General features: G+C 67.0%; 21 protein-coding genes and 3 pseudogenes. 10 read left to right on the forward strand and 14 right to left on the reverse strand.

Annotation, left to right across the window (positions count from 1 at the left end; all coding sequences use genetic code 11):
- Nucleotides 1-100 precede the first annotated feature (100 nt).
- Entirely contained in the window at nt 101-397 is a 297-nt protein-coding gene (locus HHX30_RS36940) for a transposase (protein WP_169988434.1), read from the reverse strand.
- A 244-nt stretch (nt 398-641) separates the two neighbouring features.
- Here HHX30_RS36940 and HHX30_RS36945 point away from each other — a divergent pair, with 244 nt between their 5' ends.
- The 4 genes and pseudogenes from HHX30_RS36945 (at nt 642) to HHX30_RS36960 (ending at nt 3,315) form a co-directional block, all read left to right on the forward strand.
- Nucleotides 642-1,208: an RICIN domain-containing protein gene (locus HHX30_RS36945; RefSeq protein WP_169988436.1), complete on the forward strand. Its 567-nt coding sequence runs from the start codon at nt 642-644 to the stop codon at nt 1,206-1,208.
- 54 nt (nt 1,209-1,262) lie between these two features.
- Nucleotides 1,263-1,445, forward strand: a pseudogene (locus tag HHX30_RS36950) (dsRBD fold-containing protein); the annotation flags it as partial.
- An 818-nt stretch (nt 1,446-2,263) separates the two neighbouring features.
- Entirely contained in the window at nt 2,264-2,782 is a 519-nt protein-coding gene (locus HHX30_RS36955; RefSeq protein WP_249350855.1) for a winged helix-turn-helix domain-containing protein, read from the forward strand.
- Nucleotides 2,707-3,315, forward strand: a complete 609-nt coding sequence (locus tag HHX30_RS36960; RefSeq protein ID WP_169988440.1) for a transposase — start codon at nt 2,707-2,709, stop codon at nt 3,313-3,315. Before HHX30_RS36955 ends, HHX30_RS36960 begins: the two co-directional genes overlap by 76 nt.
- Nucleotides 3,316-3,968: 653 nt before the next feature.
- Here the strand turns inward: HHX30_RS36960 and HHX30_RS36965 are convergent.
- The 11 genes and pseudogenes from HHX30_RS36965 to mftR all read right to left on the reverse strand — a co-directional run bounded on the left by HHX30_RS36965 (nt 3,969) and on the right by mftR (nt 18,676).
- Nucleotides 3,969-5,072 (reverse strand): LacI family DNA-binding transcriptional regulator, encoded by a 1,104-nt coding sequence (locus tag HHX30_RS36965; protein WP_169988442.1) that lies wholly within the window; start codon nt 5,070-5,072, stop codon nt 3,969-3,971.
- A gap of 35 nt (nt 5,073-5,107) precedes the next feature.
- Complete coding sequence (locus HHX30_RS36970) at nt 5,108-6,460, reverse strand: amidohydrolase family protein (protein ID WP_169988444.1); 1,353 nt, start codon at nt 6,458-6,460, stop codon at nt 5,108-5,110.
- A gap of 10 nt (nt 6,461-6,470) precedes the next feature.
- Nucleotides 6,471-7,595 (reverse strand): FAD-binding oxidoreductase, encoded by a 1,125-nt coding sequence (locus HHX30_RS36975; protein WP_169988446.1) that lies wholly within the window; start codon nt 7,593-7,595, stop codon nt 6,471-6,473.
- Between the two features lie 282 nt (nt 7,596-7,877).
- Nucleotides 7,878-9,117, reverse strand: a pseudogene (locus tag HHX30_RS36980) (IS256 family transposase).
- Between the two features lie 115 nt (nt 9,118-9,232).
- Nucleotides 9,233-9,649 (reverse strand): helix-turn-helix transcriptional regulator, encoded by a 417-nt coding sequence (locus HHX30_RS36985; RefSeq protein ID WP_311923013.1) that lies wholly within the window; start codon nt 9,647-9,649, stop codon nt 9,233-9,235.
- A 613-nt stretch (nt 9,650-10,262) separates the two neighbouring features.
- On the reverse strand, nt 10,263-11,594 hold the full coding sequence (locus HHX30_RS36990; protein ID WP_169988450.1) for a hypothetical protein: 1,332 nt from the start codon (nt 11,592-11,594) through the stop codon (nt 10,263-10,265).
- A gap of 42 nt (nt 11,595-11,636) precedes the next feature.
- The gene (locus HHX30_RS36995) at nt 11,637-14,351 is read right to left on the reverse strand and encodes a tetratricopeptide repeat protein (RefSeq protein WP_169988452.1); all 2,715 of its coding nucleotides are present in this window, start codon (nt 14,349-14,351) and stop codon (nt 11,637-11,639) included.
- Between the two features lie 482 nt (nt 14,352-14,833).
- On the reverse strand, nt 14,834-15,439 hold the full coding sequence (locus tag HHX30_RS37000; RefSeq protein ID WP_211593280.1) for a DUF5655 domain-containing protein: 606 nt from the start codon (nt 15,437-15,439) through the stop codon (nt 14,834-14,836).
- A gap of 495 nt (nt 15,440-15,934) precedes the next feature.
- A complete protein-coding gene (locus HHX30_RS37005) occupies nt 15,935-16,444 on the reverse strand; it encodes an NUDIX hydrolase (protein WP_211593282.1) in 510 nt (169 codons plus the stop codon).
- Nucleotides 16,445-16,468: 24 nt separating this feature from the next.
- Nucleotides 16,469-16,632 (reverse strand): annotated as a pseudogene (locus HHX30_RS42265) (integrase core domain-containing protein); the annotation flags it as partial.
- A gap of 1,408 nt (nt 16,633-18,040) precedes the next feature.
- Nucleotides 18,041-18,676 (reverse strand): mycofactocin system transcriptional regulator, encoded by a 636-nt coding sequence (mftR, locus tag HHX30_RS37015; protein WP_211593286.1) that lies wholly within the window; start codon nt 18,674-18,676, stop codon nt 18,041-18,043.
- A gap of 113 nt (nt 18,677-18,789) precedes the next feature.
- Here mftR and mftA point away from each other — a divergent pair, with 113 nt between their 5' ends.
- Genes mftA through mftF form a run of 6 tightly spaced genes read left to right on the forward strand, consistent with a single transcriptional unit; the run spans nt 18,790 to nt 24,659 of the window.
- Nucleotides 18,790-18,888 (forward strand): mycofactocin precursor MftA, encoded by a 99-nt coding sequence (mftA, locus tag HHX30_RS43560; protein ID WP_311923014.1) that lies wholly within the window; start codon nt 18,790-18,792, stop codon nt 18,886-18,888.
- Nucleotides 18,888-20,414 (forward strand): mycofactocin radical SAM maturase, encoded by a 1,527-nt coding sequence (gene mftC, locus HHX30_RS37025; RefSeq protein ID WP_169988454.1) that lies wholly within the window; start codon nt 18,888-18,890, stop codon nt 20,412-20,414. The genes mftA and mftC overlap by 1 nt, the downstream gene beginning before the upstream one ends.
- A 16-nt stretch (nt 20,415-20,430) precedes the next feature.
- Complete coding sequence (mftD, locus tag HHX30_RS37030) at nt 20,431-21,618, forward strand: pre-mycofactocin synthase MftD (protein WP_169988456.1); 1,188 nt, start codon at nt 20,431-20,433, stop codon at nt 21,616-21,618.
- Nucleotides 21,611-22,363 carry a mycofactocin biosynthesis peptidyl-dipeptidase MftE gene (mftE, locus tag HHX30_RS37035; RefSeq protein WP_169988458.1) on the forward strand — a complete coding sequence of 251 codons (753 nt, stop codon included), beginning with the start codon at nt 21,611-21,613 and terminating at the stop codon, nt 22,361-22,363. The genes mftD and mftE overlap by 8 nt, the downstream gene beginning before the upstream one ends.
- A complete protein-coding gene (locus HHX30_RS37040; RefSeq protein ID WP_169988460.1) occupies nt 22,360-23,175 on the forward strand; it encodes a mycofactocin-coupled SDR family oxidoreductase in 816 nt (271 codons plus the stop codon). Before mftE ends, HHX30_RS37040 begins: the two co-directional genes overlap by 4 nt.
- A complete protein-coding gene (gene mftF / locus HHX30_RS37045; RefSeq protein WP_169988462.1) occupies nt 23,172-24,659 on the forward strand; it encodes a mycofactocin biosynthesis glycosyltransferase MftF in 1,488 nt (495 codons plus the stop codon). Before HHX30_RS37040 ends, mftF begins: the two co-directional genes overlap by 4 nt.
- 127 nt (nt 24,660-24,786) lie before the next feature.
- Here the strand turns inward: mftF and HHX30_RS37050 are convergent, their stop codons facing one another.
- Both HHX30_RS37050 and HHX30_RS37055 read right to left on the reverse strand, forming a co-directional pair.
- A complete protein-coding gene (locus HHX30_RS37050; RefSeq protein ID WP_211593288.1) occupies nt 24,787-25,587 on the reverse strand; it encodes an enoyl-CoA hydratase/isomerase family protein in 801 nt (266 codons plus the stop codon).
- On the reverse strand, nt 25,584-26,369 hold the full coding sequence (locus tag HHX30_RS37055; protein ID WP_169988464.1) for an SDR family NAD(P)-dependent oxidoreductase: 786 nt from the start codon (nt 26,367-26,369) through the stop codon (nt 25,584-25,586). The genes HHX30_RS37050 and HHX30_RS37055 overlap by 4 nt, the downstream gene beginning before the upstream one ends.
- Between the last annotated feature and the right edge of the window lie 158 nt (nt 26,370-26,527).

The raw sequence follows: 26,527 nt of genomic DNA on the forward strand, positions 1-26,527 counted from the left end.
CCCCGCCAGTCGTAATATCCCGATGTCGATACGTTGAGGACTCGGCAGGCCACCGCGACCGGGATACCGTCGTCGGCGAGTTCACGGACCAGCGAGTAGATTACTTTGGGAGGACGTTTTCTCTGGCAAAGTAGGCGGCCGCCCGCTTGAGGATGTCGTTTTCCATCTCAAGCTGTTTGTTGCGCCGCCGCAGTTCCGCCAGTTCCTTCTTCTCGGCGCTGGTCAGGCGCTCCCCGCCGGCAGCGGGATTGTCGTCGGCGTCGGCTTGATTCATCCAGTTCTGCAGGCACGAGCGGCTGATGCCCAGGTCCTTGGCGAGCTGGACGAGGGATTTGTCACCCTGGCGCGCCAGCTCAACCGCGCGGCGCCGGAACTCTGGAGGGTGTGGTGCGGGCATGAGGGACATCCTTCCTGATGATCAAGGGTGACCTCAGGCGAGGTGTCCGGAGAACGGGGGGAAGCTCAGTACGGGCGTCACGGGCGCCCGCGGTGCCCGACGTGAGCAAGCACCGGTATGGCCGGCGCCGCCGAAAGATCTGATCAAGCGGCTCTTAAGCCGCCGTCAAGGTTCGTCAGTCCGGATGAAAGTGCCCTGCCGTACATAAGAGGTGCCTCACTACACGACTGTGAAAGGACACCCGATGCGCCGCGCAACACTCACCGCTCTGACCGGCGTCACGATTCTGGCGGCGGGGCTCGTTCCTCTCACGGCGACACCCGCCAATGCCATGCCCGCCGGATGGTTCCATCTCCGGGGCACCACGAAGGACAAGACCGCCCCCTTCGCCCTTCGCTCAATGGACGTGCAATGGGCCCCAGACGGCAAGATCAATGGATTCGTTCGGTTGAACGCGAGCGGGTTCGCCAAAGATTCGCAGCTCTGGAAGGTGAGGTTTCCCAGAACTGGCAAAATAGGCGAGGTCAAACTGGAGAACAAACTGACGGGACAATGCATCGCATTTGGCGCCGCGTCCTCGCCGGACGGCGGTAATGCAGTGGTTCTCGGGCCGTGCAGTGGCAACACCGTTTGGATGGCCGTCCCGATGGGTGTCAACAAGTACGTCTTCCGCTCCCGCGCCTACTACCCCGATCACCCGTTCTGCCTGAGTAAAAGCACGGTGGGCAGCCCGGAGTTCCTCAGACTCAAGATCTGCAGCGACAACCGCTTCACTCCTGAGATGGTCTGGGAAGCGTACAGCGGGGGGTAGAAACGACACGGCACGGAATACCGCTCGCAGCGGCCCGCCGTCGCATCGTCCGAGGCCGGGCGCCTGGCCGGTGCGGGACACGCACGCCGCAACCCCGCCGACCCCTCGGTCCCCGAAATCGGCGACGAACTCGCCACGGCCCGCGCGCTTGCCGACTTGACGGACAAGCTCCTGGTCATCACGTCCAAGGACATCGCCCAGGTCGCCCCGCCCGCTGAGCGGAACAGTCTGTGGTAGCCGGCAGCCGCGCCATTGTCCGGGAGCGCGGGTCCGGCCTGCCTGGATCACGGGCCCATGTTGCACTCCGCCAGTGATCATGTTGTGTACCTCCCTTAAGGGCCACGCCTCCGGCGTACACCTTCCGCTGCGGAGACTGACGCTCTTGTCGATCTTGCGGCCACGCTGGGACTGTACCGAGCCGACCTGGACCAGCTGCACCGTCACTATCTCACCGCGATCGCCCGGGCCGCCCTGGCCGACGGCGTGGTGGCTGAGGCCGAGCGCCAGGAGCTCAACCTCGTCGCCACCCTGCTCCATCTGCCGCTCGAAGCCGTCGAGGACGCCCGGACTGATGCGGCCAGAACTCCCAGCGCCCGACGAGCCGGTTCGAACTGCCGCCGGGCGCTCTCGTCGTCTTCACCGGCGACGGAAAGGCCGTAAGGCTCGCGCATACGGGATTCCTATCGTGACTCCTGACGCCTTACGCCCGGATGCTTGGGTGAGCACGAAAGCGAACGCCTTTACGTCGTAGATTTAAATGACCCCTGGTTGTGAGCTACCCGTTGAACATTCGCGTCCCGGACTGACGTCGGTGAGCCGGAACACGCGACAGCCTGCGGCAATGACGGGCAGCGGGGTGTCGGCAACTGACGGCTCGTCCGAGCAACAAACGAGCAACGAGAAACAGAAAAGCCGTGATCACCCTCGCGTGATCACGGCTCCGACCTGCTAGAGACCTTCAATGGTGAGGGTTATATGGCCTGACCTCGGCGTGAGCTGGCAGCCGGTCGTCGCGGTGCTACCTGGGGTGCATGAGGTATCCCGATGGCGGTGGCTTGACCGCCGATCAGCGATTACGCCGCGAGCAGGTGAGGATGCAAGCAGCCGGCCGGTTCGCCGACGGCGCGAGTGATGCCGAGGTCGCGCGGGAGTTTCGGGTGTCGCGGATGTCGGCCAACCGGTGGCGGCGGGCGCTGGAGAACGGCGGCCGCGAGGCCCTGGTCTCCAAAGGGGCCGGCGGGGCGGCATGCAAGCTGGATGACGCCCAGCTCGCCCGGCTGGAGCAGGCTCTGGAGGAAGGGCCGATGGCGCATGGCTGGGATGACCAGTGCTGGACCCTGGCCCGGATCGCCGAGGTGATCGGGCGCCTGTTCCGGGTGAGCTACACCGTGGGCGGGGTGTGTTACCTGCTGCATCGGCTGGGATGGAGCTGGCAGGCACCCTGTCGCCGCGCCGCCGAACGCGACGAGAAGGCCATCGCCGCCTGGGAGGACGAGCAGTGGCCGATCATAAAAGGCTGGCGGCGCAGCAGGGTGCGTGGCTGTGCTTCGAAGACGAGGCCGGCCAGACCCTGAGGTCTCCCAAGGGCCGTACCTGGGGCCGCAAGGGGCACACCCCGATCGTGTCGCTGCCGGTCAAGGGCACCGGACGCGTGTCGATCGCCGGCCTGATCGCCACCCGCCCCGGCACCCCACAGGCGCGGCCACGGCTGATCTACCGGCTCCGGCAGCATCGTGGACGCAAGGGAGAACGCCGAGGGTTCTCCGAGGCCGACTACGCGGCCCTGTTCGACGCCGCTCACCACCAGCTCGGCGGGCCGATCGTGGTGGTGTGGGACAACCTCAACACTCACACCTCCGCCGAGATGAGACGCCTGATCGCCGCCCGCCCGTGGCTGACGGTGTTCCACCTGCCCGCCTACGCCCCCGAGCTGAACCCGGTCGAGGGCGTGTGGGCGCACATGAAGAAGAGCCTGGCCAACCTCGCCATGCGCACCGTCGACCAACTGATCGCCCTGGTGAAGAACCGGCTCAAACGCATGCAGTATCGCCCTGCCCTAGTCACCGGCTTCCTCGCCAAGACCGGCCTAGACTTCCGACCCCCGTAACCCCAGCCATTAAGCGTCTCTAGAAGGGACGGCGGGATTTGAACCCACGACCCCTTGACCCCCAGGACGTTGGAGTAGGCGTTTTCGCAGCCCAACGGCGTTCAGGTAACTCCGGACGGCGTCTAGTGACGTGCGGATTGTTCGACTGCGCGCAAGACGTGTCGTCCTCACCTGGTCCCCGGGCGGGACTGTCCCGCCCGCAGTCTGCTTGACGTACGACGAAACGACCCTCATCTCGGGCCGAGGTCAGCGCAGGGATGCGAAGAACGCGCGGATGTCGTCGGCCACGAGGTCGGGGCGTTCCAGCGAGGCGAAGTGGCCGCCCTCGTCTGGTACGGCTCGAACCTGTGGACGCGATCCTTCACGCCGACCACCCGCTGGCGGACGCCCCCGCGATCCGTCCGGCACAGTTGCGCGACGGCGTGCTGTGGACCCCCGGCCCGCTCCACCGGCTGGACTTCCTGCACCGCTTCGCCACGGCCTTCGGCATCCACCAGCACGCCGAAGGCACGAATCTCGGACTGGACCACTTCCTGGCAGACCTGGCAGCCGACACGCAGCACTTCAGCCTGCTGCCCGCGGACATACCCCTCCCGCCGCACCCGACGATCCGCTCGGTCCCGCTGATCGACCCCACACCGCTGTACGCCTGGTCACATTGCGCTGGTAGGCGAGTGGGGAACGACCGTGGGCAGCGCAGTCGGGGCTGGACTGCTTGGCGGGAGCGCCGAGCTGCCGGGGTACGGGATCAGGCCTTCTGGCGCTTCGCCGCACGAGGTGCGGGCGACCAACGTAGGCGCGAAGACCAACTCGACCGGCCCGCTGGGGCGGTCGACGACGAGTTCGCCCGCCTTCAGGCCCATCTGGTAGGAGGGCTGGGCGATCACGGTGATCCCGAGCGCGGTGGCCCACGGAAAATCGTCCATCGTCACGAACGCGATGTCGCCGGGGATGGCGATGCCGCGAGCGGTGAGGGCCGCGTGGACCGCGACGGTGAGTCGGCCGGTGGTGCAGACGATCGCGTCCAATGGCTCGCCGCGATCACGGCCACGGACGAGCAGCGTGTCGACGGCACCGCTCACCTCGTCTTCGGTTTCCGCGACCATCACCGCGTCCTCGGGCAAGGGCAGCCCCAGGTCCGCGAGGGCCCGCCTCAGCCCCGCCGTGCGCTCGATCTGAGACGTGCGGCGTCCCGAGGACACGACGCCTATGGACGACCGCCCGCACCCGGCCAGATGGACGGCCATCAGCCGCCCGGCCTCGATGTTGTCCAAGCTGATCGAGTGCATGCCGGGCGGCGCGTCCAGCACGGAGCGCGCGATGATCACGCAGGGGGTGCCGTTCTCGGCCATCCGGCGTGTCCGGCCATCGGTCGCTTCGCCGGTCGTCACGATCAGGCCGCGCACCCTCTGTTCGTCCATGGTCCGTACCTGGGCGACCTCGCGGTCGACGCGACGGAAGGTGTTGGCGAGCATGACGAGGCTGTCGTTTGCGGCCGCCACCTCGTCGATGCCGCGGATCAGGTCCAGGTAGAACGGGCTGCTCAGGTCGCGGATGACGACTCCGATCGTGCTGGAGCGTCCGGCGAAGACGCCCCTGGTGAGCGCGTTGGGGGTGTACTCGAGACGAGCGACCGCTTCCCACACCCGGGTGGCGGTCGCCTCGGTGACGGCGCCGCCGTTGAGGACGCGGGAGACCGTGGCCGTGGACACGCCGGCGTCCGCGGCGACGTCGCCGATGGTCGCTCGTTTCACCATGATTCTCCCGGTCCCCCCAGCAGTTCCGGCGCCGGTCAGGCGGCGACGCGCCGACCGGCTCTCGCGACGATCTCGCCACCGACCATGACGATCCCCACGTGGTGGAGCTCCGCAGGGTCCGTCAGCACGAGGTCGGCGATCGTTCCCGGCAGGATACGGCCACGCCGCGGTGCCACGCCGGGGATGGCGTCCGCGACGTTGGCGGTCGCCATCGCGACCGCCGCCGGCAGACTCACCACACCCGCCTTGATGGATCGGTCGATCGCCAGCAGGATCGGGTCGTGGTGGCCGCCCGCGTAGTCGGTCGAGATCGTGTCGACCACCCCCGCGGAAAACATCGCATAAAGCAATTCCGGCCCCGTTGTGAGCCGCTGTGCCCCGAAGGTGTCCAGGGTGGAGACATCCACGATCGCACCCATCTCCTTGAGCCGTCCGGCGTGCTCGACCGCCTCGCGGAGCTCGAAGCTCGAGTGGTTGGAGTGCCCGGCGATCAGCGTCACGTCCGTCTCCGCGATGGAGGCGACCTGGGTCATCGATGCCGCCGCGTTGTGCACCAGCACCGGGACGCCCGCCTCGCGAGCTTGCCCGGCCGCCTCGGCGAGCCCGTGCAAGGCGATGTCGAAGGCCGGCAGCACGATGCCGGAGACGATCTCACGGGTGTCCTCGACCGAGAGCGTGCCAGTCAGGCCCGCGCTCGCCAGGGCCTCCTCGACACGGTCCCGATCGAACGCCTTCTCCGAGATGTGCCGGCCCAGCACCGCGGTCTTCAGCCCGTTCGCCTGCCGGGGTGTGATCTTCACGCCGGTACGTCTCTCGATCTCGGCCGGGATGTACATGTAACTCGCCCCGCCCCCACCGAGGGTGTGTCCCGCCCCGATCTCGCCGAGCGCGACCGCGCCGGCGCGTACCGCGTGCCGCGCGGTGAACATGCGGTTCGCCTCGGTGAGGCCGCCGCCGTCGGCGATGGTCGCCGCCGCCAGGCACGCCGGGGTGTTGCACGAGGCGAGTTTGACGTTGATCGGGTGCACTTCACCGGTGCGCGCGAGCGCCTCGGCGGTGACGAACCCGTCCACGCAGAGCACCGTGGTCGTCCCTTCCAGCAGGTGCCGGTCGAGGTTGGCGAGGACCTGCTCGTGTGGCAGGCCCACGTGTCCGCTGGGAAACAGCGGTCCGTACGCGGTGCCATGTGTGTGGTTGTTGATCAGTCCGGGGATCATCAGCATTCCGGCCGCGTCAACGATCTCGTCCACCGTGCCGTAGGCGTCAGCCGGTCGCGCGGGAACGATCTCGCGAATGGTGCCCCCCGCGACGACGATGTCCACCCCGTGCCGTGGATCCGTGCCCGTGCCGTCGACCAGGTCGCAGCCATGCAGGACGATCGTGCGCATGATCCCTCCGTTACCGGGCCGCCAGTGCCGGCCGCTCGAACCGGAACGCGGCCAGCGCGTCGTCGTGGTCCTCACCGAGCACCTCGCCGGCGACCAGGTCGCCGGCGTGCACGCTGAGCGTCGCGCCGCTGTGCGAGACCGCGAAGTGGAAGTTGGGCAGCGCGACGACCCGGCCGAGTACCGGCAGGCCGTCGCCGGGGATGGGCCGTTGACCGACCCGGACGGCTTCCACGGTCGAGGCTCGCATTCCCGGGTACAGCGCACGACCGGCCTCGACCACCTTGTCGATGGCCGACGGGTCGACGCTGATCTCCCCGGTGCCGGACACGTGTGCCGTGCCGTCGATCTCATGGGTGTGCAGCAGCAGCCGCCCGCCGCCATCCGGGCGTAGGTGGACGTGCGGGGCATGGATGACGCGCGAGACCGATACCGCGACCGGTGAGGAGCAGACGAGCACACCGCGGGTGTTGCGCATGGGCAGAACCAGTCCGGCCAGCGCGGCGATCCCGGCGGCCTGGGGTCCTGCACAGTTCACGACCGCATCCGCGAGGAGCCGCCGGCCGGAGGCGAGCCGCACGGCGCGCACCGTGCCCGCAGTCACCTCCAGTGCGGTGACGGCGTCGTTCGCCGCCAGTTCGGAACCGCCGGCCACCGCCCTCGACAGCAGGTGGGCGATCAGGCGCACCGGCTCGATCCAGCCTTCGCGCGGGAAGTAGGCGATCTCGCCTGCCGGCAACTCGGCGGGGTCCATGTCCGGTTCCAGGCCCAGCGCCTCCGCTCGGCTGAGCCACCGTGCCTCGTATCCGTAGTCGAGGACGCCCGCAACCTTCTTGCGCAGTGCCTCGCGCCCGGCGTCGTCGGCGGCCCATTCGAGGTTGCCGCCCTCGTGGTACCAGTCGCCATGAGGCACGTCGGTGGCCAGCTTGCGATGGGCCGCCATACTCGCGACGCTGAAATCGTGGTACGACCGCGGCTGCTTGCCGCAGGAGTTGGTCCACGAGAACGTCGCACCAGAGCTGCCAGCCGCCGGTGCACCGGCGTCAACGACCGTGACACGAGCGCCCCGCCGCGTCAGCGCGGCGGTCACCGCCGCACCGTAGACGCCGGCACCGATGACGACCACATGCTCGACCATGCTGCTCCGGTCTCCCTCGTCTTTCGTGGGGCTTGTCGGGTCGTTTCGGATGTCGCCGATCTCGGCGCTCATCGTCTAAGCCGGGGCGAATGAAAGGGAACTGATGACCTCGGCTCGACGGCTTACGCCCTCTCGAAAGTAACTAGTTGCTGTAACTAGTTACAAACAAAGCATGCGCCGTTCCGCGTGTCAATCGAATCTGGCGGGCCCCTGGTGATGTCCCGCCGGGTGGTGTAACTCGCTGCTGATCGTGTGGGGTCGGCGAGTTGTGGGTTGGTGTGACTATGACGCGGCCAGGGCGGTGTGCGCCAGGGGTTCGGCCGGATCGTCTGCGGGCGGGGCGGTGAGTTGGGTCATGGAGCCCTCCGACAGGTAGCGGCGGTCGCTGACTTGCCATTCGTCGTGGTGCTCGGCCAGCACGGCGCCGGCCAGGCGGCCCAGCGCGGTGGGGTTGGGAAAGACCCCGACGACGTCGGAACGGCGTTTGATCTCCCGGTTCAGTCGTTCCAGGGGGTTGGTCGACCAGATCTTCTTCCAGTGCTGGGCGGGGAAGTCGGCGAATGCGGTGATGTCGTCGGTGGCGTCGAGGAGCATCTGCTCCACGACGGGGAACTGGCGGCCGAGCATGGTGGCGATGGTGGTCAGCTGGGCCCGGACGGTCTGGGCGTTGGGCTGGGCGAAGATGGTCCGGATCGCCGCGGCGACCATTTCCGCTGATCCCTTGGGCACGCGGGCCAAAACGTTGCGCATGAAGTGAACGCGGCAGCGCTGCCAGGAGGCGCCGAGGAAGACCGCCCGCAACGCAGCCACCAGGCCGGCGTGGGCGTCGGAGATGGCAAGCTGGACCCCGGTCAGGCCGCGGGCCCTTCAGCGAGCGCAGGAACGCGGTCCAGAACGCGCCGTCTTCGCTGTCGCCGACGGCGAATCCGAGGATCTCCCGGCGGCCGTCGATGCTGACGCCGGTGGCGATGACCACGGCCTGGGAGACGACCCGGTGGTTCACGCGGGCCTTGCAGTAGGTGGCGTCGAGGAAGACGTAGGGGAAGGTGGTGTGGGACAGCGGCCGGTCGCGGAAGGCGGCCACCTCGCTGTCGAGGTCGGCGCAGATGCGCGAGACCTCGCTTTTGGAGATCCCGGTCTCGGCGCCGAGGGCTTTGACCAGGTCGTCCACGCTTCGGGTGGACACCCCCTGCAGGTAGGCCTCCATCACCACGGCGAACAGCGCCTGGTCGATACGGCGGCGGCGTTCCAGCAGGGAGGGGAAGAACGACCCGGACCGCAGCTTGGGGATCTTCAGTTCCAGATCGCCGGCGGCGGTGGTCAGCAGCCGGTCGCGGTAGCCGTTGCGCTGGTTGGTGCGGGTCTCGGTGCGCTGGTGTGGGGCGGCGCCGATGACTGCGGTCGCCTCCGCCTCGATGAGCGCTTGCAGGACGGCTTGCAGCGCGTGGCGGATGACGTCGTCGGCGTCGGCGGCTTTCAAAGACTCCAGCAGGTTGAGCAGGGCAGACTGGTCCAGAGCCATCGTGTGGTGTCCTCCGCGAGAACCTTTGGTCGGGAATCGCTGACCGTCACACGATGGCTCGCCCCATGTCCGGGGCTTGCATCAACAGCTTGGAGTTACACCACCCGAGGGGACGTCACCCTCGGTGGTGGTGTGGTGTTGTGCCGCCGATGCTCATACCGGCGATAGATGCGACCCCGGCGGCGAGGACCTGTCGTCGGCCCATTGGCTGGAACCAACTCTGACCGTCCGCGGATAATTGCATCAGCCACACCTCCTCGTCGGCGCCCTCCGTTGCCCGTACCTCAGCTACCTTGGTCTGCATTGCCGGCGCGAGTTTCACCAGGGCACCCCCGGCGTTGAGCGCGGCGTCGCAGAGGCGGGCGAGGTCCCGACTCGGCACTTTGAGCCCTCGCTCCACTTTGCTGAGCTGACCCTTGCTGTAATGGACCCGATTCGCGAGATCGGTCAAAGTGAGATTTGAGGCGATTCGCAGCCTCCGAAGCTCCTGTCCGAACTGGATCGGCTGTCGCACTGTCTGGACCTCCGTCACTTCCAGGCCGAACAGCCGACTCCCCAAGGTTGCGACAGGAGCGGCCGCTCAGACAAGGCCGGTACCGTTGTTTCCCGTTTCCACTCTCGCAGGGATCTGGAAACAGCGCTATCTGGAAGCGGTGCTCGGTTAGCAGTGCTTACGGGGCGGTGCCATCGATCCCCAACGACGTCACACAAGTCGTCCAATTGGAGCCCAACTTAATCAAATCGCTTATGGTTGCGACCTTCTTCGGATAGGAGCTTATGGACAGTTGCATCAACACGGTTAGACACATTCACGCCCGTCGATTGAAAGAGGGGCGATGGCAGCGACGATTAGTGAGATTCGAACGCCTTGTGTTGTTTGATCAGCAAAGACAGGAAGCAGGGGTATCCCAATATCCAGTGTCCCGAGGACGACAGCGGGCCATACTCTGTGAAACACCCTCTCGACGTCATAGACGGGGGTTCGTGGGTGCGCAGGGCCACGGTTGCGGCCTGGATGTCCTCAATGAGGGTGAACCCTATTTGACCGATAGAGCCGCCCTCACACCTATCGCCGCCGCGCACCACGGGCTGTTCCCTTAGCGGGAACACGAACTCCTGAAGACACCGGACCGCCGTTGCACCAGTCAGTCGGTGGCGGGGCTGCCGAGTGTGGCGTATTGAGGAGACAGCATGGCGGCCGCCTGCCTTCCAGCCGGACCGCTTAGTGCGAGGGATCCCTGCAGCCACGCCCGGTTTCCCTGTTCGAACGAGCCGTCGCCGTGGAGTAGGGGGTTCAGTTCTTGCTCGGTGAAAGCGCGGGCTAGCGGCAGGGTGGCCCTGCCGAGGGGGTCGGAGTCGTAGGGGTACGCCCCCCACGCTGCGGCTTCCTCCTCTGTGGGCGTGATCCAGAAGTCGTACAGCAGGGACGAAAGCACCGGGCGGATGTCGTCACCGGCGTGGGAAAGCGAAAGCGCCGAGCAGAAGGCGTAGATCGCAGCGCGGTAGACATCGAATCCCCACGCGAAGACAGGCGCATTGGACTTCTCAAGCACCGCCTCGATCCGTCCTGCCTCCGGCGTACGTTCGAAGCCGGACACGATGGCGTGGTCTGCCATGCAGAATGTCTCCACGATGTATGGAACGTCGGGTACTCGCCACCGCACTCCTGGCTCGGCAACGGTGTTGTATATATACGCGGTGATGAACTCTGAATCGGTCCAGCCGGATGCGCGCGGCTCGTGTCCCCAGAAGAAAGTCTGAGGCACGGGCAAATCGGCGGACGTCAGGACAGAGTGCAGGGCGCCGATCATCCGTCCGGTCCAGCCGGCATCGACAAGGCCTGTGCTCCCCGAGGCGATGCCTTCCTGGATGGCGTAGTCGCGTACGAGTTGCCGCATCTGCTCGATACGCGGCCGCATCGCCTCCGCTACCTCAGGCATCGCCACGAACCGCCGCAACGCCGCATTCTGCTCTGGATCGTCGGCTCGGGCCGACGGCGAGAGCGAGGCACCGGCGGCGGCCAGTGTTCCCGTAAATTCCTCGATGTCGAGGCCGAGGCGAGCGCATACGTCAGCTGCGTTTGAGCGCATGAAGCTGTTGAACAGCCAGTTGGCCTTCTCCAACCCGTACGGGTCGGAGGCAGCCAGGCTCCACGTGCGACGGCTGCTGTACACGTAGCTCATGGGGAGCCGGATTCCTAGCCGAGGAGCCAGGCGCGTGGCGATCTCGGAAAAGACCTGGGCATCGCGGGACAGAAAGCACAACCGGTGCAAGTGGCGCTCCTGTGCCGTGCGGAGCAGCCAGATCACGTAACCGACCAGGACGGGCGCGGCGACTCCGGTGGCGATGTCTCGGATCGCTCTCTCATGTGGCATGGACACGGGGACGGCGGCGCGGGCTTGCGCCGAGGCCACAGCCATGGCGGCGGCAAGCCCGTCGTGCCCGGCCAGGGTCTGCTCGTAGCGCGTAGATTCCACTGCTTCTCCTTTTGCCCTGCCGCGCAGAGTCACATCCGCAGGTCACCACGACGTGAGCCAGAGCCCGACCTCGTCGTCGGTGCGGGCACCACAATCGCGGCAGATCTGTTCGGCCCGCTGCCGCAGGTCACGCCATGTTTCCTCATCACCCATCGCCTGATGGACCGCCGCCTCCTCGGCCATCGTTCGACCAGCCCAGGCACGGTCGCCGAGCGACTCGTAGATCATCCGCGACTCCTGGTAGGCCTCGACAGCCTGTTTCCAATGCCGCTGTCCGGCATGGAAGAGGCCGAAGGTACGCAGGACACGGGCTTGGCCGGGGTGATCGTCGATCTCCTGCAGGATTTCGGATGCGGCCTTCAGGTGGGCGTCCGCCTCCTCCCACCGCGCAGCATGTCGGATCGTGTCGGCAATGCTCATTCGTGAGCGGGCCTGCCAGCGGCGATCCCCGAGTTCTTGAAAGCGAGCCAAGGCGTCCTCCAGGCACTCCAGCGCCGCCTTATAGTCACCGGCGCGCCGGTAAGCGTCCCCCTTGTTGCGGAGGACGACGGCGACGCCACGCCGGTCTACCAGCTCCTCGAAGATTTCCTGTGCCTCGTTCAGCGCCTTGATCGCCTGTTTCGCACGGCCCATGTTGCGCCACAGGACCCCGAGTTGGCGCAGCGTTCGCGCTTCCCAGCGGCGATCACCGGACTCGCGGATCACGCCGAGGCCGTTGAGGTAGAGGCGCTCTGCCTCCCCGTACAGGCACTGATCCCGGTAGACAATGCCGAACCGTACTCGGGCGCGAGCGGACTCCAGCCGGTCACCTAGCTGGTCGAAGATCTGGATGCACTCAGTGAAGCTGTCGATCGCTTCCTGCCACTTGCTCTGTCCGCGTTGGAGGTCTCCAAGGCCGTTGAGCGCCCAGGCGATGTACCGCGGGATGTCGCGTCGGCGGAACACGTCCAATGCCTGCGTGAAGCAGCGCACCCCCTGATCGAGGCTGCCTGTGTAGCGATAAGTGTCACCGAGCACGCTCAGCGCGATCGCACCTCTGAGTTCATCGCCGATCTCCTCGGCTATCTCGGCCGATGCGCGCAGATGCTGTTCGGCGGAGGTGTAGTCGCCCTGCGCTCGGTGGATCGCGCCCATCTGGCAGCGGATCTCGGCTTCGCCCTCGCGGCTGCCGTCTCGCTGCGCGGCATCCAGTCCGATCAGGTGCACACGCACCCAGGTGGACCAGTCGGACGGCCAGAGCGATGTGATGGGAAGCGCCCTGGTCAGTCGCCAGGCATGCCGCCATAGCTCCGTCTCACCGGCAAGTTCGACACCGAGAAGGAATGTCGTCTCGTGGGTGAGAAAGTACTCGCGGGGATCGCGGTGGATCGCTCGAAGCAGCGCCGGGTCCACATGCGCGGGCTCGCCGTACCCGCCGGGTTCGAGCAGCACCGAGACGTTGGTCGCCAGTGCGATGTAGAGCTCCAGCAGCCGGGCCAGCGCCTTATCGCGGTCCGCCTCGCTCTCCTCTTCGGCGAGTCGCTCGCGAGCATAAACACGCAGCAGGTCATGGAAGCGGTAGCGCCGGATTCCCGTCCGGTCCTCGCCACCGATCTCGATCAGTTCGGCGTCGACAAGGCGTTCCAGCATCTCCTCGGCTGCCTGCAGCGATACGCCGACCAGCGCAGCCAGTGTCCAGGCGGAGAAATCAGCGGCCTTCAGGACGCCGAGCAACCGGAACGCTCGTCGGAGTTCCTCGTCGCATCCCTGGTAGCTCAGTGCGAAGTTGGCACGCACCTCCAGATCACCGACTTTGAGCAGGTCCAATCGGTGCTGCTCGTCACGGAGTCGTGCGGCGAAGCCGGCCAGCCGGTCGGTCTGCCGGGATGCCAGCCGAGCCCCCGCGATACGGAGCGCGAGGGGAAGGCGTCCGCACAGTCGCACGATCTCGCTCGCGGCCTCCGGTTCCGCGGCCACCCGCGCCCTACCGACGATGTGTCGGAGCAGATCCAGCGCCTGGTTAGTGGTCATCACGTCGAGGGCGTGGATATGCGCTCCGGATAGCGCAGCCAGCCGGGATCGGCTCGTAATCAGGACGGCGCAGCTCGCGCTTCCCGGGAGCAGTGGGCGTATTTGCTGTTCGTTGAGCGCATTATCCAGCAAGAGGAAAATCCGCCGGTCGGCAAGCTGCGCGCGATACATCCGCGCCCGGTCCTCCAGGTGCTCAGGAATACTCGCCGAGTCGACGCCCAGCTCTCGGAGGAACCGGCCGAGAACCTCCGCGGGGTCAAGCACTTGCGCCTCGGCGCCGCGGAGGTTCACATACAGCTGCCCGTCAGGGAACTGGTTGCGGACCCGGTGCGCGACGTGCAGCGCGAGCGTGGTCTTGCCGACGCCGCCCTTGCCGGAAAGGGCGGTCACGACGACCGCCGTGTCAGCTCTCCGAGAGATGAGCAGCCGCGCGAGTTCGGCGGCGTCCTCTGCCCGGCCAGTGAAGTCCTCGATATCGGGTGGAAGCTGGTACAGCCGTCCTGCCTGGGGAAGATGTGTGCCGTTCGCTGCCGGTAACTCCTGGCGCTGCTTTCGGACCTGGTCCTTCACCTGCCAGAAGGCGATACCGCCAGACAGCATCGACGCGACTATCGCGAAGATGAACTGCTCCTGCCCCAAGCCGTCGCCGTCGTTGACCCCGGCCACGATGCCCGCGAAGACCGCTATCGCGGTCACCAGTGCGGCAATGAAAGGTATGACATGCCGGAAACGCTGCGTCGAAGTCAACGCGCCGACCTCTCATGGCCGGTAGTGCCATTGGATCGAGTCACGTGGGTTCGGCTCTCTAGTCGATCTCTGGTCTCCCCGCATCTTACGGATGCTCGACCTGATATCAACAGGACTTACCACTACCCTGTCGATCAACGCCGGGAAGCTGTTTCATGGACGGATGGGCGATGACCTCGACTCTTCTAATTGGTGCTCCACCATAATCGAGGAATCGGGTTGCGACTTAATCTGATCGCACCTGCGCCGCCGCGGCGGCGGGTGCCAGTGCGGTTGCCCTCGCCCAGGGGCAGGCCGACTCGGCCGAATTTCCTGTAGGTCAGCCTTCGCGGAAGCGGCCGCGGTGCGACGTATACGACTAGGACGAAGAATGATCGGCAGGCGTTCGGGATGAGCTCTGCGCTACAGGGTTCGGTACCCAGGCATAGCGACCGCGGCCACCTGGACAGCGAAGGCAAATTACCGGTTACCGTCCGAAAAGGTCAGCTCATCCCATAACTGAGCTGGATCAGGGGGAACGCCTTTTCTAGATCGTTGTGGGTGCGGATTCGAAGCTCCAGGTCACCGGTGCCGAAATGGCCGATGTTCCGGACGTCGCGGCTGAAGCCCTCCTCCAGTTCGATGCTGTCCGGATCGACCTTCACGAAGACCAGAATTGCCTGGGATTTGGGATGAACTTCGACACAAGCGAAGTTTTTGATCCGGCGGAAGGCGAAGTACAACTTCAGGACCTTCTTGGTGACGTCGTCCCCCAACCCCTCGATGAAAGCCTCCAGTTGGCCGTACAAGTCGGCGAGCGGCCGCGGTGCTTGCGCGAGGGATTCGGTCACGGTCTTGTACTGCGCCGGTACTTTGCCGCCGGTCTTCGACGGTGAGTTGTCCCCGGACCCGCCCGCGCCACTGCGGGACGCGACCAGCTCTAGAGCGAGCAACTCACTATCGAAGTCCCGGTATCGGATCAGCTCGATCGACCGGTTCATCTGCATGATCGCATGCTCGTCATAGCGGTTGAAGTCGCCGGCGACGCACACGAGCCGGGGGTTGCTCCAGTCAATCTCCTCGGCGGCCTGCACCCCGAGCTTCCGCATGACCAGCAGTTCGAACTCGCCCCGATGGTCGAGGAGCCAGTCCAGGTAGAAAAGCCCTTGGTTGATGACGTTCTCGTTGCTGGCGCGCTTGTACTCGAAGATGACCGGAGAGCCGTTCTCGTCGATGCCGAGTGAGTCGATCCGGCCGCGATGTCTGGGCCCGTGGAGTGCTCCGTCTCCAGAAACCGTACGCCAAACAGCGTCTCCATGTTGTTCTCGATCAGGCGCTGTAACGACACCTCGACGGCGAAGGCGCTCCCTTGCAGCTCAGCTGCCTTTCCGTCTTGAATCCGGAACAGCTTCAAATCGCTCACGTGACAAGGCTACCTAGCACAGCCGTCTCTCCTGATCTCCAGACCTGCGCCTGGGCTTCGACTATGTCATCAGAGCGCCCCTGGATCGCGATCGGTTGCGGCAGGTCCAGGGCAGCCTCAGCTGACAGCGCGTTCCGGGGGCATGTGAGCACGCGATACCGGATTGTCTCGCTCGGGGACCTCACTGGGCGGTGGCCGGCCGCCAGGGCAGGCTCACCGGTTCGGAGGGGAGGTCACCGGTAAGCAGCCGGGGCAAAAGCGCGCCGATGCCGACGGGGAAGACGAGGTCGGAGGTGGTTTGAATCTCCTGGACAGTCCACCAGCGGTGTGCGGCAATCGCCTCGCGTTCGTGAGCTTCGAGGCCGGAGGGAGCCAAGGTCAGGCGGTCGACGCGGGTGAAGAAGAACGAATCGACAGCGTGAAGGGTGAGCTCGCCGAATCGGGCAGGACCAGAGGAGACGGCCACCACCGGGCCCAGCCGCTGCGGAGCCAGGATGTGACCGGTCTCCTCAGACAGTTCACGCACCGCCGCTTGAGAAAGGGTCTCTTCGTCGTCGACACCACCGCCGGGCGTGGCCCAGAAGTGGGAGGCGGGCAAATCGTCGGAGGCACGGAAACGGAACAGCAGGAGCCGGTCGTCGCGGTCGACCAGCAAAACGCGGGCGCTGGCCCGCATGGCGGGGACGGTCACTCTGCCGATCCTAGGTATACCCGGTCATGGCGTTGGTGACAGTCGGCCGATCGGTGGTAGGCCGTCCAGTGCGGTGGGACGTCGTCGGGTGTTGTAGTACTCCAGCCATGTTGCAGGGCTCGGGCGCGTTGGGTGTTGCTGGTGAAGAGCTGGCGGTAGGCCTCCCACGCGGTCTGCAGGGTGCGGTTACCCTTGGCGCCGAGCGCCTTCACCATCGCGTCCTTGAGCCGCATGTGGGTGCCGTCGAGCAGGTCGAGTCGCCAGGACCTGCAGGGCACCGAGGAGCCGTCCTTGGTGGTGCAAGCGTCGAGCGAGGCGCAGCGGATCGAGTGCCGGGGCTGGGCGTGCGCGACCGACTGGGCGTACGCCGGGTCGGCGTGCGCGGGCGCGGCGACCGCGAAGATCGTCAGTATCGCCAGGGCGAGGCCGGTCAACTTCCTTGCCATCGGTCTGGTCGGGTCTGGATGATCCTCTCCGTTCTGAGGTCTCATGCAGTTGGACTCGGCCTGGCCCCGCCCGGTTGGCCACATCGCCGCATCAGGCCTGTGAACCGCTGCGTCCCCGATCGCCCATCGCGACGCTCCACGCCGCCGGTGAAAACGGGCAACCCTGGCGGCTGGGTGGGGCGGTTCATTTGAACACACCGGGCTGGAGCAGCCTCGTTGACCGTGGATCCCCTGGTCAGCTCCGGTATTGACGGACACCGGTCGGGAGTGGTCGGCACGTTCAGCTTCACGGTCAAACGACGGTCAGACAACAAAAAAGCCTGATCACTTGGAGAGTGATCAGGCCTCTGACCTGCTACAACAGTGTCGGGACGGCGGGATTTGAACCCACGACCCCTTGACCCCCAGGCAACCCAACTCGTCCGCCCCTGCGGCGCTAAAGCTACCCCGAGCTGGGGAAACAATCCCTGCTAGTCCGTCAGCATCCGCACACGTCCGGGTGCGTTGTCACTCAGTTAGTCACTCAGAAGGCCTCGTCGCCCTCGGCTCTCCCGAAACGCCCCCACCGGTGTTCAGACCTCGAAGCCACCCTCTAACGCAGAGGCATCGGACGCGCCCTCATCCAGACGGCGCGCGCCATCATCGGCACCGGGCCCGGTCAGTCCCATGTCACCCAGCGCCGACATCGCGAGCGGGTAGCCACAGTTCGACGGCTCCTTGCCCTCCGTAGCACCGGGCTCGAGGCCGTCGGCGACGGCCTGATCCAGCCTGCCTGCGCGGTGCAGCGCTTGGACGGAATCGCGGAAGCCGTCCGGAAGGCGATCGGCTGATCGGGAAGGTGATGTGCGGACGGCAGGTCGGCGGGCTGCCCTGCTCAGGGTCCGGGCGATGTCGTAGACGATCGCCGTCGCCGAGCTGAGGTTGAATGCCGCCGCCAGGTGCAGTGGATCAGCCCCGACCTCAGGAGCTTCGTGCAGAATGCGGTCGCCACGGATCTGCTCGAGCTGGAAGCCCTGCAGCAGTAGATGCCGGATGCGTCACTCTGCCGGCGGAAGGCAGCGGGTCGAATCGGCGAAGACCACATGCTGTCGCTTGGCGAACTGGAACAGCGACCGCAACGCGGTGAAGGTACCCGCTCGGCCGTGCCCGCTCAGCTTGTCGAGGACGGCGCGAACGTCGTCCTCTGTGAACTTTCTTCGCACAAGTACAGACGCAGGCCGGCGAGTGCGGAGTTGAGGAGCTGGGGAAGGGATGCGTGCTCGCTGTCGAGCCACTGCTCGTACGCCGAGAGCGCCATCCCCAGGCTCACATGCCCCACCGTCCTCGGCAGCAGGTCGTCGGCGGACAGGCGATACCTGCGTGCGATGTACTCGGCGATGACTCGGCGCCACGCGGCGTACTTCAGCGCGGAGTGCGCCTGCAATGCGGGCGTGGTGAGCAGCAGTCTCATGCGCTGGCGGTGCTGCGGGATCGCGGCCTCATCCAGGTGGTTGAAGTCGAGCACGGCCTGGTGCACCGCCTGATGCACGGGGACGTCGAGGGGCATGGCCTCCAGGAACTCGCGCAGACGCACGAGGCCGGCGTCGAACTGCCCCCATGGGATGTCGTTCTTGGAGGGGTAGTACCGGAACAGCGTCCGTCTCGCGATGCCTGCGGCTTCGGCGATGGCGTCCACTGTGGTCTCCTCGAACCCGCGTTCGGCGAAGAGGCGGAACGCCGCTCGCTCGATCGCGGCATGGTCGGTCGCGGGGCGGCGCCCCGGTGTCTGCCTTGATCGGCTGTTCACAAGCCCAGAAGGTAGCAGTTCCACCCAAGGGGCTTCCTTTTTTACCCTCAGTGCATTAAATATTTGTTGCACTCAGTGCCACCAACTGTGGCGCCCCGACGAAAGGAGCAGCCGTGGAAGACACGACCATCCCGGCCGAGGCGACGGAGCAGCTCACGGCGGAGACGCTGATCGAAGAGGTGTCGATCGACGGCATGTGTGGCGTCTACTGATGACCGATTCTCTGGACGAGGCCTGGGAGCTTTCGCCCAGGGTGGCCCTGCGGCCGGAGCCGTTCGGGGCGCTGGCCTACCACTTCGGCAATCGGCGGCTGACCTTCCTCAAGCGCGCCGAACTCGTCTCGGTCGTCCGCGCTCTCGCCGGCCAGCCCGACGCCCGCACCGCGCTGGCCCACGTCGGTGTCCCCGCCGATCAATGGCATGCGTACGGCGAGGCGCTGCGTGGCCTGGCGTCCGCCGACATGATCCGACCGCGCACGGTGGGGAAGGGGCGACAGGGAGGGCCGACGGCGGCGGCCCCGGCACGGTCCGGGGCGGCGAGCGGATCGCTGGTCGAGCGGTTCGAGTACGGCCTGGCCGCGCCGATCTGCCTGACGTGGGAGCTGACCTACGCCTGCAACCTGTCGTGTGTGCACTGCCTGTCGTCGTCGGGACGGCGCGATCCGCGCGAGCTCACGACCGCGCAGTGTGAGGCGGTCATCGACGAACTGCAGGCCATGCAGGTGTTCTACGTCAACATCGGCGGCGGGGAGCCGACGGTCCGGCCCGACTTCTGGCACCTGCTGGAATACGCCGTGGCCCATCAGGTCGGGGTGAAGTTCTCCACCAACGGGGTGCGTATCACGCCGGAGCGGGCGCGGTTCCTGGCATCCACCGACTACGTGGATGTTCAGGTGTCGCTCGACGGCGCCACCGCCGAGGTCAACGACCGGGTGCGGGGACGCGGGTCGTATGCGACGGCGATGCGGGCGCTGGACAACCTGGCCGAGGCCGGGTTCATCGACGCGAAGATCTCGGTGGTCGTGACCCGCGACAATGTCAGCCAGCTCGACGAGTTCAAGGCGATCGCCGACTCCCACGGGGCCACGCTGCGGCTGACCCGGCTGCGCCCATCGGGACGCGGCGCGGACGTGTGGGACGAGCTGCACCCGACGGCGGCGCAGCAGCGCGAGCTGTATGAGTGGTTGCTGCGGGCGGGTGAGAACGTGCTGACCGGTGACTCGTTCTTCCACCTCGCCGGGTACGGCGAGTCGTTGCCGGGGCTGAACCTGTGCGGAGCGGGCCGGGTGGTCTGCCTGATCGACCCGATCGGGGACGTGTACGCGTGCCCGTTCGCGATTCACGACAAGTTCCACGCGGGCAACGTGCTGAACGAGGGCGGGTTCGCCGGGGTTTGGCGCACCTCGGAGCTGTTCGGGGAACTACGGTCCCCGCAGACCTCCGGCGCCTGCACGGGATGCCAATTCTTCGACTCCTGCCGCGGCGGGTGCATGGCGGCGAAGTTCTTCACTGGCCTGCCGCTGGACGGGCCCGACCCCGAATGCGTACAGGGGCATGCCGAGCAGGCGCTCGCGGCCGCCGGGCGCACGGCGCCCAAGCCCAGCCAGGACCACTCCCACCGCACCAAGGCTCGGCCGGTCCCGGTGCGCGTCGGACGCCGCCCCGCCCCCGCCGAACCGCCCGTGCACGCATGCGCGGAGAGCCCGCTGGCCGGGTTCACTCCCTCCCACAACGTGTAGCAAGGAAAGAGGTCTCATGGCCGCGAACGCGTGGTTCGAGACGGTGGCCGAAGCCCAGCGCAGAGCGCGGCGCCGCCTGCCGAAGTCGGTGTACTCGGCCCTGCTCGCTGGGTCCGAAAGGGGCCGAACCTACGACGACAACATGGCCGCGTTCGCCGAGCTCGGCTTCGTACCACACGTGGCGGACCTGCCCGCCAAGCGGGACATGGCCACCACGGTGATGGGCCAGCAGATCTCACTGCCGGTGCTCATCTCCCCGACCGGTGTTCAGGCGGTGCACCCGGAGGGGGAGGTCGCGGTGGCGCGGGCGGCCGCCGCGCGCGGAACGGTTATGGGGCTGAGCAACTTCGCCAGCAAGCCGGTCGAAGACGTCGTGGCCGCCAACCGGCAGACGTTCTTCCAGATGTACTGGATGGGCGCCAAGGACTCCATGACCGCGCACATGGAGCGGGCCCGCGCCGCCGGGGTCAAGGGATTGATCGTGACCCTGGACTGGACGTTCTCCTATGGCAGGGACTGGGGCAGCCCGTGGATCCCCGAACGGCTGGACCTGAAGGCGGTGGTCAAGTTCGCGCCGCAGGGGCTGGCGCGGCCGCGGTGGCTGCTCGACTTCGCCAGGACCGGCCGCCTGCCCGACCTCACCGTCCCCAACGTGGCCGAGCCGGGCCGGCCGGCACCGACGTTCTTCGGCGCGTACGGCGAGTGGATGCAGACACCCCCACCGAGCTGGCAGGACGTGCGGTGGATGCGCGAGCAGTGGGACGGCCCGTTCATGCTCAAGGGCATATCCCGGCTCGACGACGCCCGCCGGGCGGCCGACATCGGGGTCACCGCGATCTCGGTGTCCAACCACGGCGGGAACAACCTCGACGGCACACCCGCCACCATCCGGCTACTGCCGGCCATCGCCGACGCGGTCGGCGACCAGGTCGAGGTCCTTCTCGACGGCGGCGTACGGCGGGGCGGTGACGTGGTCAAGGCCCTCGCGCTTGGTGCACGGGCGGTGATGATCGGACGCGCCTATCTGTGGGGCCTGGCGGCGAACGGCCAGGCGGGCGTGGAAAACGTGCTGGACATTCTGCGCGGCGGGATCGACTCGGCCCTGCTGGGGCTCGGCCGCGCGTCCATCCACGACCTGGAACGCGGCGACGTGGTGATCCCGCCCGGATTCACCCGCCAGATCGGCTCCCCGCACGATGAGTAACAGGAGGGACGAAGGCGGCCTGGCGGACCTGTCGTGGCCCGTGGTGCCGCCCTCGCCGACCGTTTTGGTGCCGCTCGGATCCACCGAACAGCACGGCCCGCATCTGCCGCTGCACACCGACACGACAATCGCGACGGCAGTGGCGCAGGCCGCCACCGCCCGCCTGCGCCGGGCACGACCACGCGACTCCCTCCTGGTGGCGCCCGCCGTCGCCTACGGCGCCAGCGGCGAGCATCAGGACTTTCCCGGCACGATGTCCATCGGTAACGACGCCCTCCAGCTCCTGCTGCTCGAACTCATCCGGTCCCTGTCCCGCTGGGCTGGGCAGATTGTGATCGTCAACGGTCACGGCGGGAACCTGGACGGCCTCGCCGCCGCGGTGGTACAGATGCGGTACGAAGGGCACGACGCGGTCTGGGTGCCCTGCACGGCCGCGGGCACCGACGCCCATGCCGGCCATGCCGAGACCTCGCTCATGCTGCATCTTGCTCCGCACCTGGTGGACATGACCCGGGCCGAGCCGGGCAACCTCGCCCCGCTCAACCAGCTCATGCCCGAGCTCATCACCAAGGGCGTCGCCGCCGTGTCACCCTCCGGCGTACTCGGCGATCCCACCACTGCCTCCGCACAAGAGGGCCACCGCCTGCTCGATCAGATGGCCGACAACGTGGCCACCCGCATTCGATACGGACGAGTGGACCGCACTGGTTGCCTCCTGCCTGTGGCCGCGACATGCCGGACATGAGCGACCAGAACGCCGGGGTCCGAGTCGCCCTGGTGACCGGGGCGGCCCGCGGGATCGGAGCCGCCACCGTCCGAGCCCTCTGCACGAGGGGCTATCGCGTGGTCGCGGTCGACTCGTGCGCGGCGGACGGACCAGACCGGCCCAGCGGAGTGAACTACCCGCTCGCGACCACCGGTGACCTGGAGTCTTTGGTGAGCGACCACCCCGACGCGGTCGTGCCGTACGTCGCGGACGTGCGCGACCGCGAAGCCTTGGCGGGAGCCGCCGCTATGGCGGTGGAGCGCTTCGGCCGGTTGGACGCGGTCGTGGCCGCCGCGGCCGTCATGCTCGGCGGCCTGCCGCTGTGGGAAACCCCCGAGGCACACGTGCTTACCCTTTGGGAGACCGACGTGCTTGGGATATGGAACACCGCCGCGGTATGCGTCCCGCACATGCTGGCGGGGCCCGATCCGGGCGGATGCCGCTTCGTCGCCGTGGCCTCGGCCGCCGGCTCGCACGGATTGTTCCACCTGGCGGCGTACACGATGGCGAAGCACGCTGTGGTCGGGCTGGTGCGCGGGCTAGCGGCTGATTTGGTGGGTACCGGGGTGACAGCGGCGGCCGTCTCCCCCGGCTCCACACGCACGCCCATGCTCACCGCCACCGCCGACGTTTATGGCCTGGACGACGTGGACGACTTCGCGCAGTCCCAGCTGCTGCGCCGTCTGATCGACCCTGCTGAGATCGCCGAGACCATCGCATTCTGCTGCTCTCGTGAGGGAGGCGTCGTCAACGGGTCGGTGGTGTCGGCGGACGGAGGGTTCACCCCATGAGCGGGCCGGTTCACCCCCTGACCGGCGCCGATCGCCCCGCGTCCGGCTCGCTGCCGACGGGCTTCGCCGTTCGGCTGAACCGTCACGTCCGCGTTCGCGACAGCGGCCGCACCCTCGTCGGCGGCGCGCCAACGCGCGTGGCCCACCTCGCCAGCCGGGCAGGAGAACTGATCGTCAACCGCACGCTACGGGTGCGCGACCGCGCCTCTGCCACGCTCGCCGACCGACTGCTGGAGACCGGAATGGCCGACCCCATTGTCGAGGAACTACCCGACCTCGATCTGTCCCAGGTGACGGTCGTCGTACCGGTTCGCGACCGCCCCGCCGCACTGAACAGGCTGCTGGTCTGCATCGCCGACCGGCACCGTGTGATCGTGGTCGACGACGCTTCGGAGGATCTCGCTGCCATCGCCGAGGTCGCGGCCGCCCATCGCGCCGAGCTCGTCCCTCTGGCGCAGAACGCCGGGCCCGCTGCCGCACGCAACGCGGGACTGCGCCGGGTCACCACCCCCTACGTCGCCTTCGTCGACTCCGATGTGGTCCTCGAACCCGACGCGCTGCCGATCCTGCTGCGGCACTTCGCAGACCCTCGCGTGGCCATGGCCGCGCCGCGCGTGCTGGGGCTGCGACTACCGGGGCGGGACCGGTGGATCCGCCGCTACGAGGACGCGCGCTCCTCACTCGACCTCGGGGTGGAACCCGGGATCGTACGCCCACGCGCGCCCGTCTCCTGGGTCCCCAGCGCCTGCCTCCTGGCCAGGGTCGACGTGCTGGGCGACGGGTTCAGCGCAGACATGCGCGTCGGCGAGGACGTCGACCTGGTCTGGCGCCTCGCGAACCAGGGGTGGCGGATCCGCTACGAGCCCGCCGCCATCGTACGGCACGAGCACCGCACGGCCGTCCACGACTGGCTGCGACGCAAAGCCTTCTACGGCACCGGCGCGCATCTACTCGCCCAGCGCCACGGTTCCAACGTCGCACCGGCCGTACTGGCCCCCTGGAGCGCGGGCTTCGCCCTCGCGCTGCTCGCCCAGCGGCGCTGGTCCCTACCGGTGGCCGGGCTGATCTTCGCCGCGGCCGCCGCGCGAATCTCGACCAAACTCAAGCGGAGCGATCACCCCACGCGACTCGCCCTGAGCCTGACCGCCGATGGGGCCGTCGCCGCCGTGTGGCAGGCCGCCGCGCTCCTGCTGCGCCATTGGTGGCCGCTCGCCGCCGTCGGCTGCCTGTTCTCCAGGAGACTACGCCGGGCCATGATTGCCGCTACTGTGCTCGACACCGTGGTCGACCTTCGCCGCACCAAGGCCCATCTCGACCCGTTCCGCTACGCCCTCGCCCGACGACTCGACGACGCCGCCTACAGCTGCGGCGTGTGGCACGGCGCGATTCGCGGCCGCTCGCTGAGTGCCCTGCTGCCGGACATCCAGCGGAGGACCCGCACATCCAAGCGGCCCACCGATAAGGCCGTCAGACCCGAGCGATAGCAGGGCGTACATCCCTTGGAGGAAGTCGTCTCAGGCGCTGGCCTAGGTCGTGACGGCGCGGGCCGAGGTCGCCGGGTCTCACAAGAGTCTGACAGCCGGAGAGAGCCTGCCGTCCTGGTGACCCCGTCTACACGTCGCCGAGGGCCGCCTGCCTTCGTTCCAGAAACGCCCGCACGCCTTCTTGCGATTCGTGATGACTGACCAGGCCGCCGGAGAGTTGCTGGGCGAATTGGTAGGCATCGAACCAGCCCATGCGTTCGTGCGCAATCAAAGCGCGCTTGCGCGCGCGGAGTGCCGGGAGGCTCTTGGCGGAGATCTCGGTTGCCAGTGACATCGCAGTGGGCAGGACCTCGGCAGCCGGGACCACGTAGTTGAGGAACCCTGCCGAGTACATTGACTTGGCGGTCATCCGTCGACCCGTGTAGACCATCTCCCGCACCAAGGCTTCGGGAACTCCCAGATAGTTGAGCAGGCGGGAAGAGCCGGCGATGAGACCGTAGTCGATCTCGGGACACGAGAAGGCGGCGCTCTCGGAGGCGATGCGCAGGTCGGACACGGCAGCCAGGAGCACTCCGATCCCGATGGCGTCGCCGGTGATCGCCGCCAAGACCGGCCGTTCCAGCTCGAAGAGTCGCGGAATGACCTGATTGATGAACGTGTAGCGCTCCGCGCGGCCTGCCTGGTCCATTCCGACGAAGTCGCGCAAGTCCGCGCCCCCGCACCAGCATCGCGCGTGATCCGGCGCCGTCAGGATGACAACTCGCGCGTCGTCTCTCTGCTCCAGATGCTCGACGAGATCGCTCAGCGCCTGGTACGTCGCCAGATCAAACGCGTTGACAGGGGGGCGATCGAACGACGTTGTCGCGATTCCATTCGACACCTCCAGCCGGAACGGGCCGAAGTCATGTCCCCCGGAGATGGCGTTCACCTCCTGTCCGCCACGATTGGCGAGGCCGCTTTGATACCTCCGTCGACGGGGATGACGTGGCCGGTCATGTATCGGGCCTTGTCCGAGGCGAGGAAAACGACCACGTTCGCGACGTCTTGAGGCTCCCCGACGTACGGAGTGAGGCTGTTACGCAGGTAGATGTCCTTGAACTCCTTCGGCATCCACTCACTGGTGTTGCGGGTCATCACGAGAGCCGGTGCGATGGCGTTGCATCGTACGCGCTGCTTGCCGTACTGGGTGGCGACGGCTCGGGTCAGCTGGATCACCGCGGCCTTCGATATCCCATAGGCCGTCAGGGACGTCTCCCCGGCCATCCCTGAGACGGACGCCATGTTGATGATGCTCCCTCCGCCTTGACTGAGCATGACGGGGATCACGTACTTACAGCAGAGAAACGGACCGAGCACGTTGCCGCGCATCGTGTCCATGAAGACGGCGGAGTCCAGCGCCACCACATCAGGATCTTCCGCGGTCAGTTCGAGAGCCGCCGCGTTGTTGTCCAGCACGTCGATGCGCCCGAATCGGGTGATGACCTTGTCGACCAGATCCTTGACCTGGTTCTCCTCACTCACGTCGACCACCACGGCGTGCGCATCGCCGCCAGCCTCGCGAATCTCGAGCTCCACGAGATGGGCACGCTCGGCATCCCTGTCCGCGATGATCACGGTGGCGCCTTCTGCCGCGAGTGTATGGGCGACCTGTTCACCCATGCCATTGGCTCCTCCGGTCACGATCGCGACCCTGCCATCGAACTCCGCCATAGATTTCTCCTGCCAAATGGTTGGTAGAAAATGATGCTCGTCCAGGAGAGGCGACGTGTCAATCGGCAGTGCGGGGCCGAGAGTCCCAGAAATGGCGTACCCGGCTCGGCCACGTCACCGCCGGCCTCTGGCAAGTCATGGGCCAGTCCCCGCACAGC

Origin of the sequence: Microbispora sp. H10836 (assembly GCF_012999525.1) — a bacterium.
Classification (GTDB): domain Bacteria; phylum Actinomycetota; class Actinomycetes; order Streptosporangiales; family Streptosporangiaceae; genus Microbispora.

Bases quoted from the DNA above. Each gene is read 5' to 3' on its own strand.
- HHX30_RS37000 (WP_211593280.1), bottom strand. From the start codon at position 15,439: ATGCGGAAGCTCGGGGTGCAGGCCGCCGAGGAGATTGACTGGAGCAAC.
- mftD (WP_169988456.1), top strand. From the start codon at position 20,431: ATGGCCGCGAACGCGTGGTTCGAGACGGTGGCCGAAGCCCAGCGCAGA.
- mftF (WP_169988462.1), top strand. From the start codon at position 23,172: ATGAGCGGGCCGGTTCACCCCCTGACCGGCGCCGATCGCCCCGCGTCC.
- HHX30_RS36965 (WP_169988442.1), bottom strand. From the start codon at position 5,072: ATGGTGAAACGAGCGACCATCGGCGACGTCGCCGCGGACGCCGGCGTG.
- HHX30_RS36975 (WP_169988446.1), bottom strand. From the start codon at position 7,595: ATGGTCGAGCATGTGGTCGTCATCGGTGCCGGCGTCTACGGTGCGGCG.
- HHX30_RS36970 (WP_169988444.1), bottom strand. From the start codon at position 6,460: ATGCGCACGATCGTCCTGCATGGCTGCGACCTGGTCGACGGCACGGGC.
- HHX30_RS36945 (WP_169988436.1), top strand. From the start codon at position 642: ATGCGCCGCGCAACACTCACCGCTCTGACCGGCGTCACGATTCTGGCG.
- mftE (WP_169988458.1), top strand. From the start codon at position 21,611: ATGAGTAACAGGAGGGACGAAGGCGGCCTGGCGGACCTGTCGTGGCCC.
- mftC (WP_169988454.1), top strand. From the start codon at position 18,888: ATGACCGATTCTCTGGACGAGGCCTGGGAGCTTTCGCCCAGGGTGGCC.
- HHX30_RS37055 (WP_169988464.1), bottom strand. From the start codon at position 26,369: ATGGCGGAGTTCGATGGCAGGGTCGCGATCGTGACCGGAGGAGCCAAT.
- HHX30_RS36940 (WP_169988434.1), bottom strand. From the start codon at position 397: ATGCCCGCACCACACCCTCCAGAGTTCCGGCGCCGCGCGGTTGAGCTG.
- HHX30_RS37040 (WP_169988460.1), top strand. From the start codon at position 22,360: ATGAGCGACCAGAACGCCGGGGTCCGAGTCGCCCTGGTGACCGGGGCG.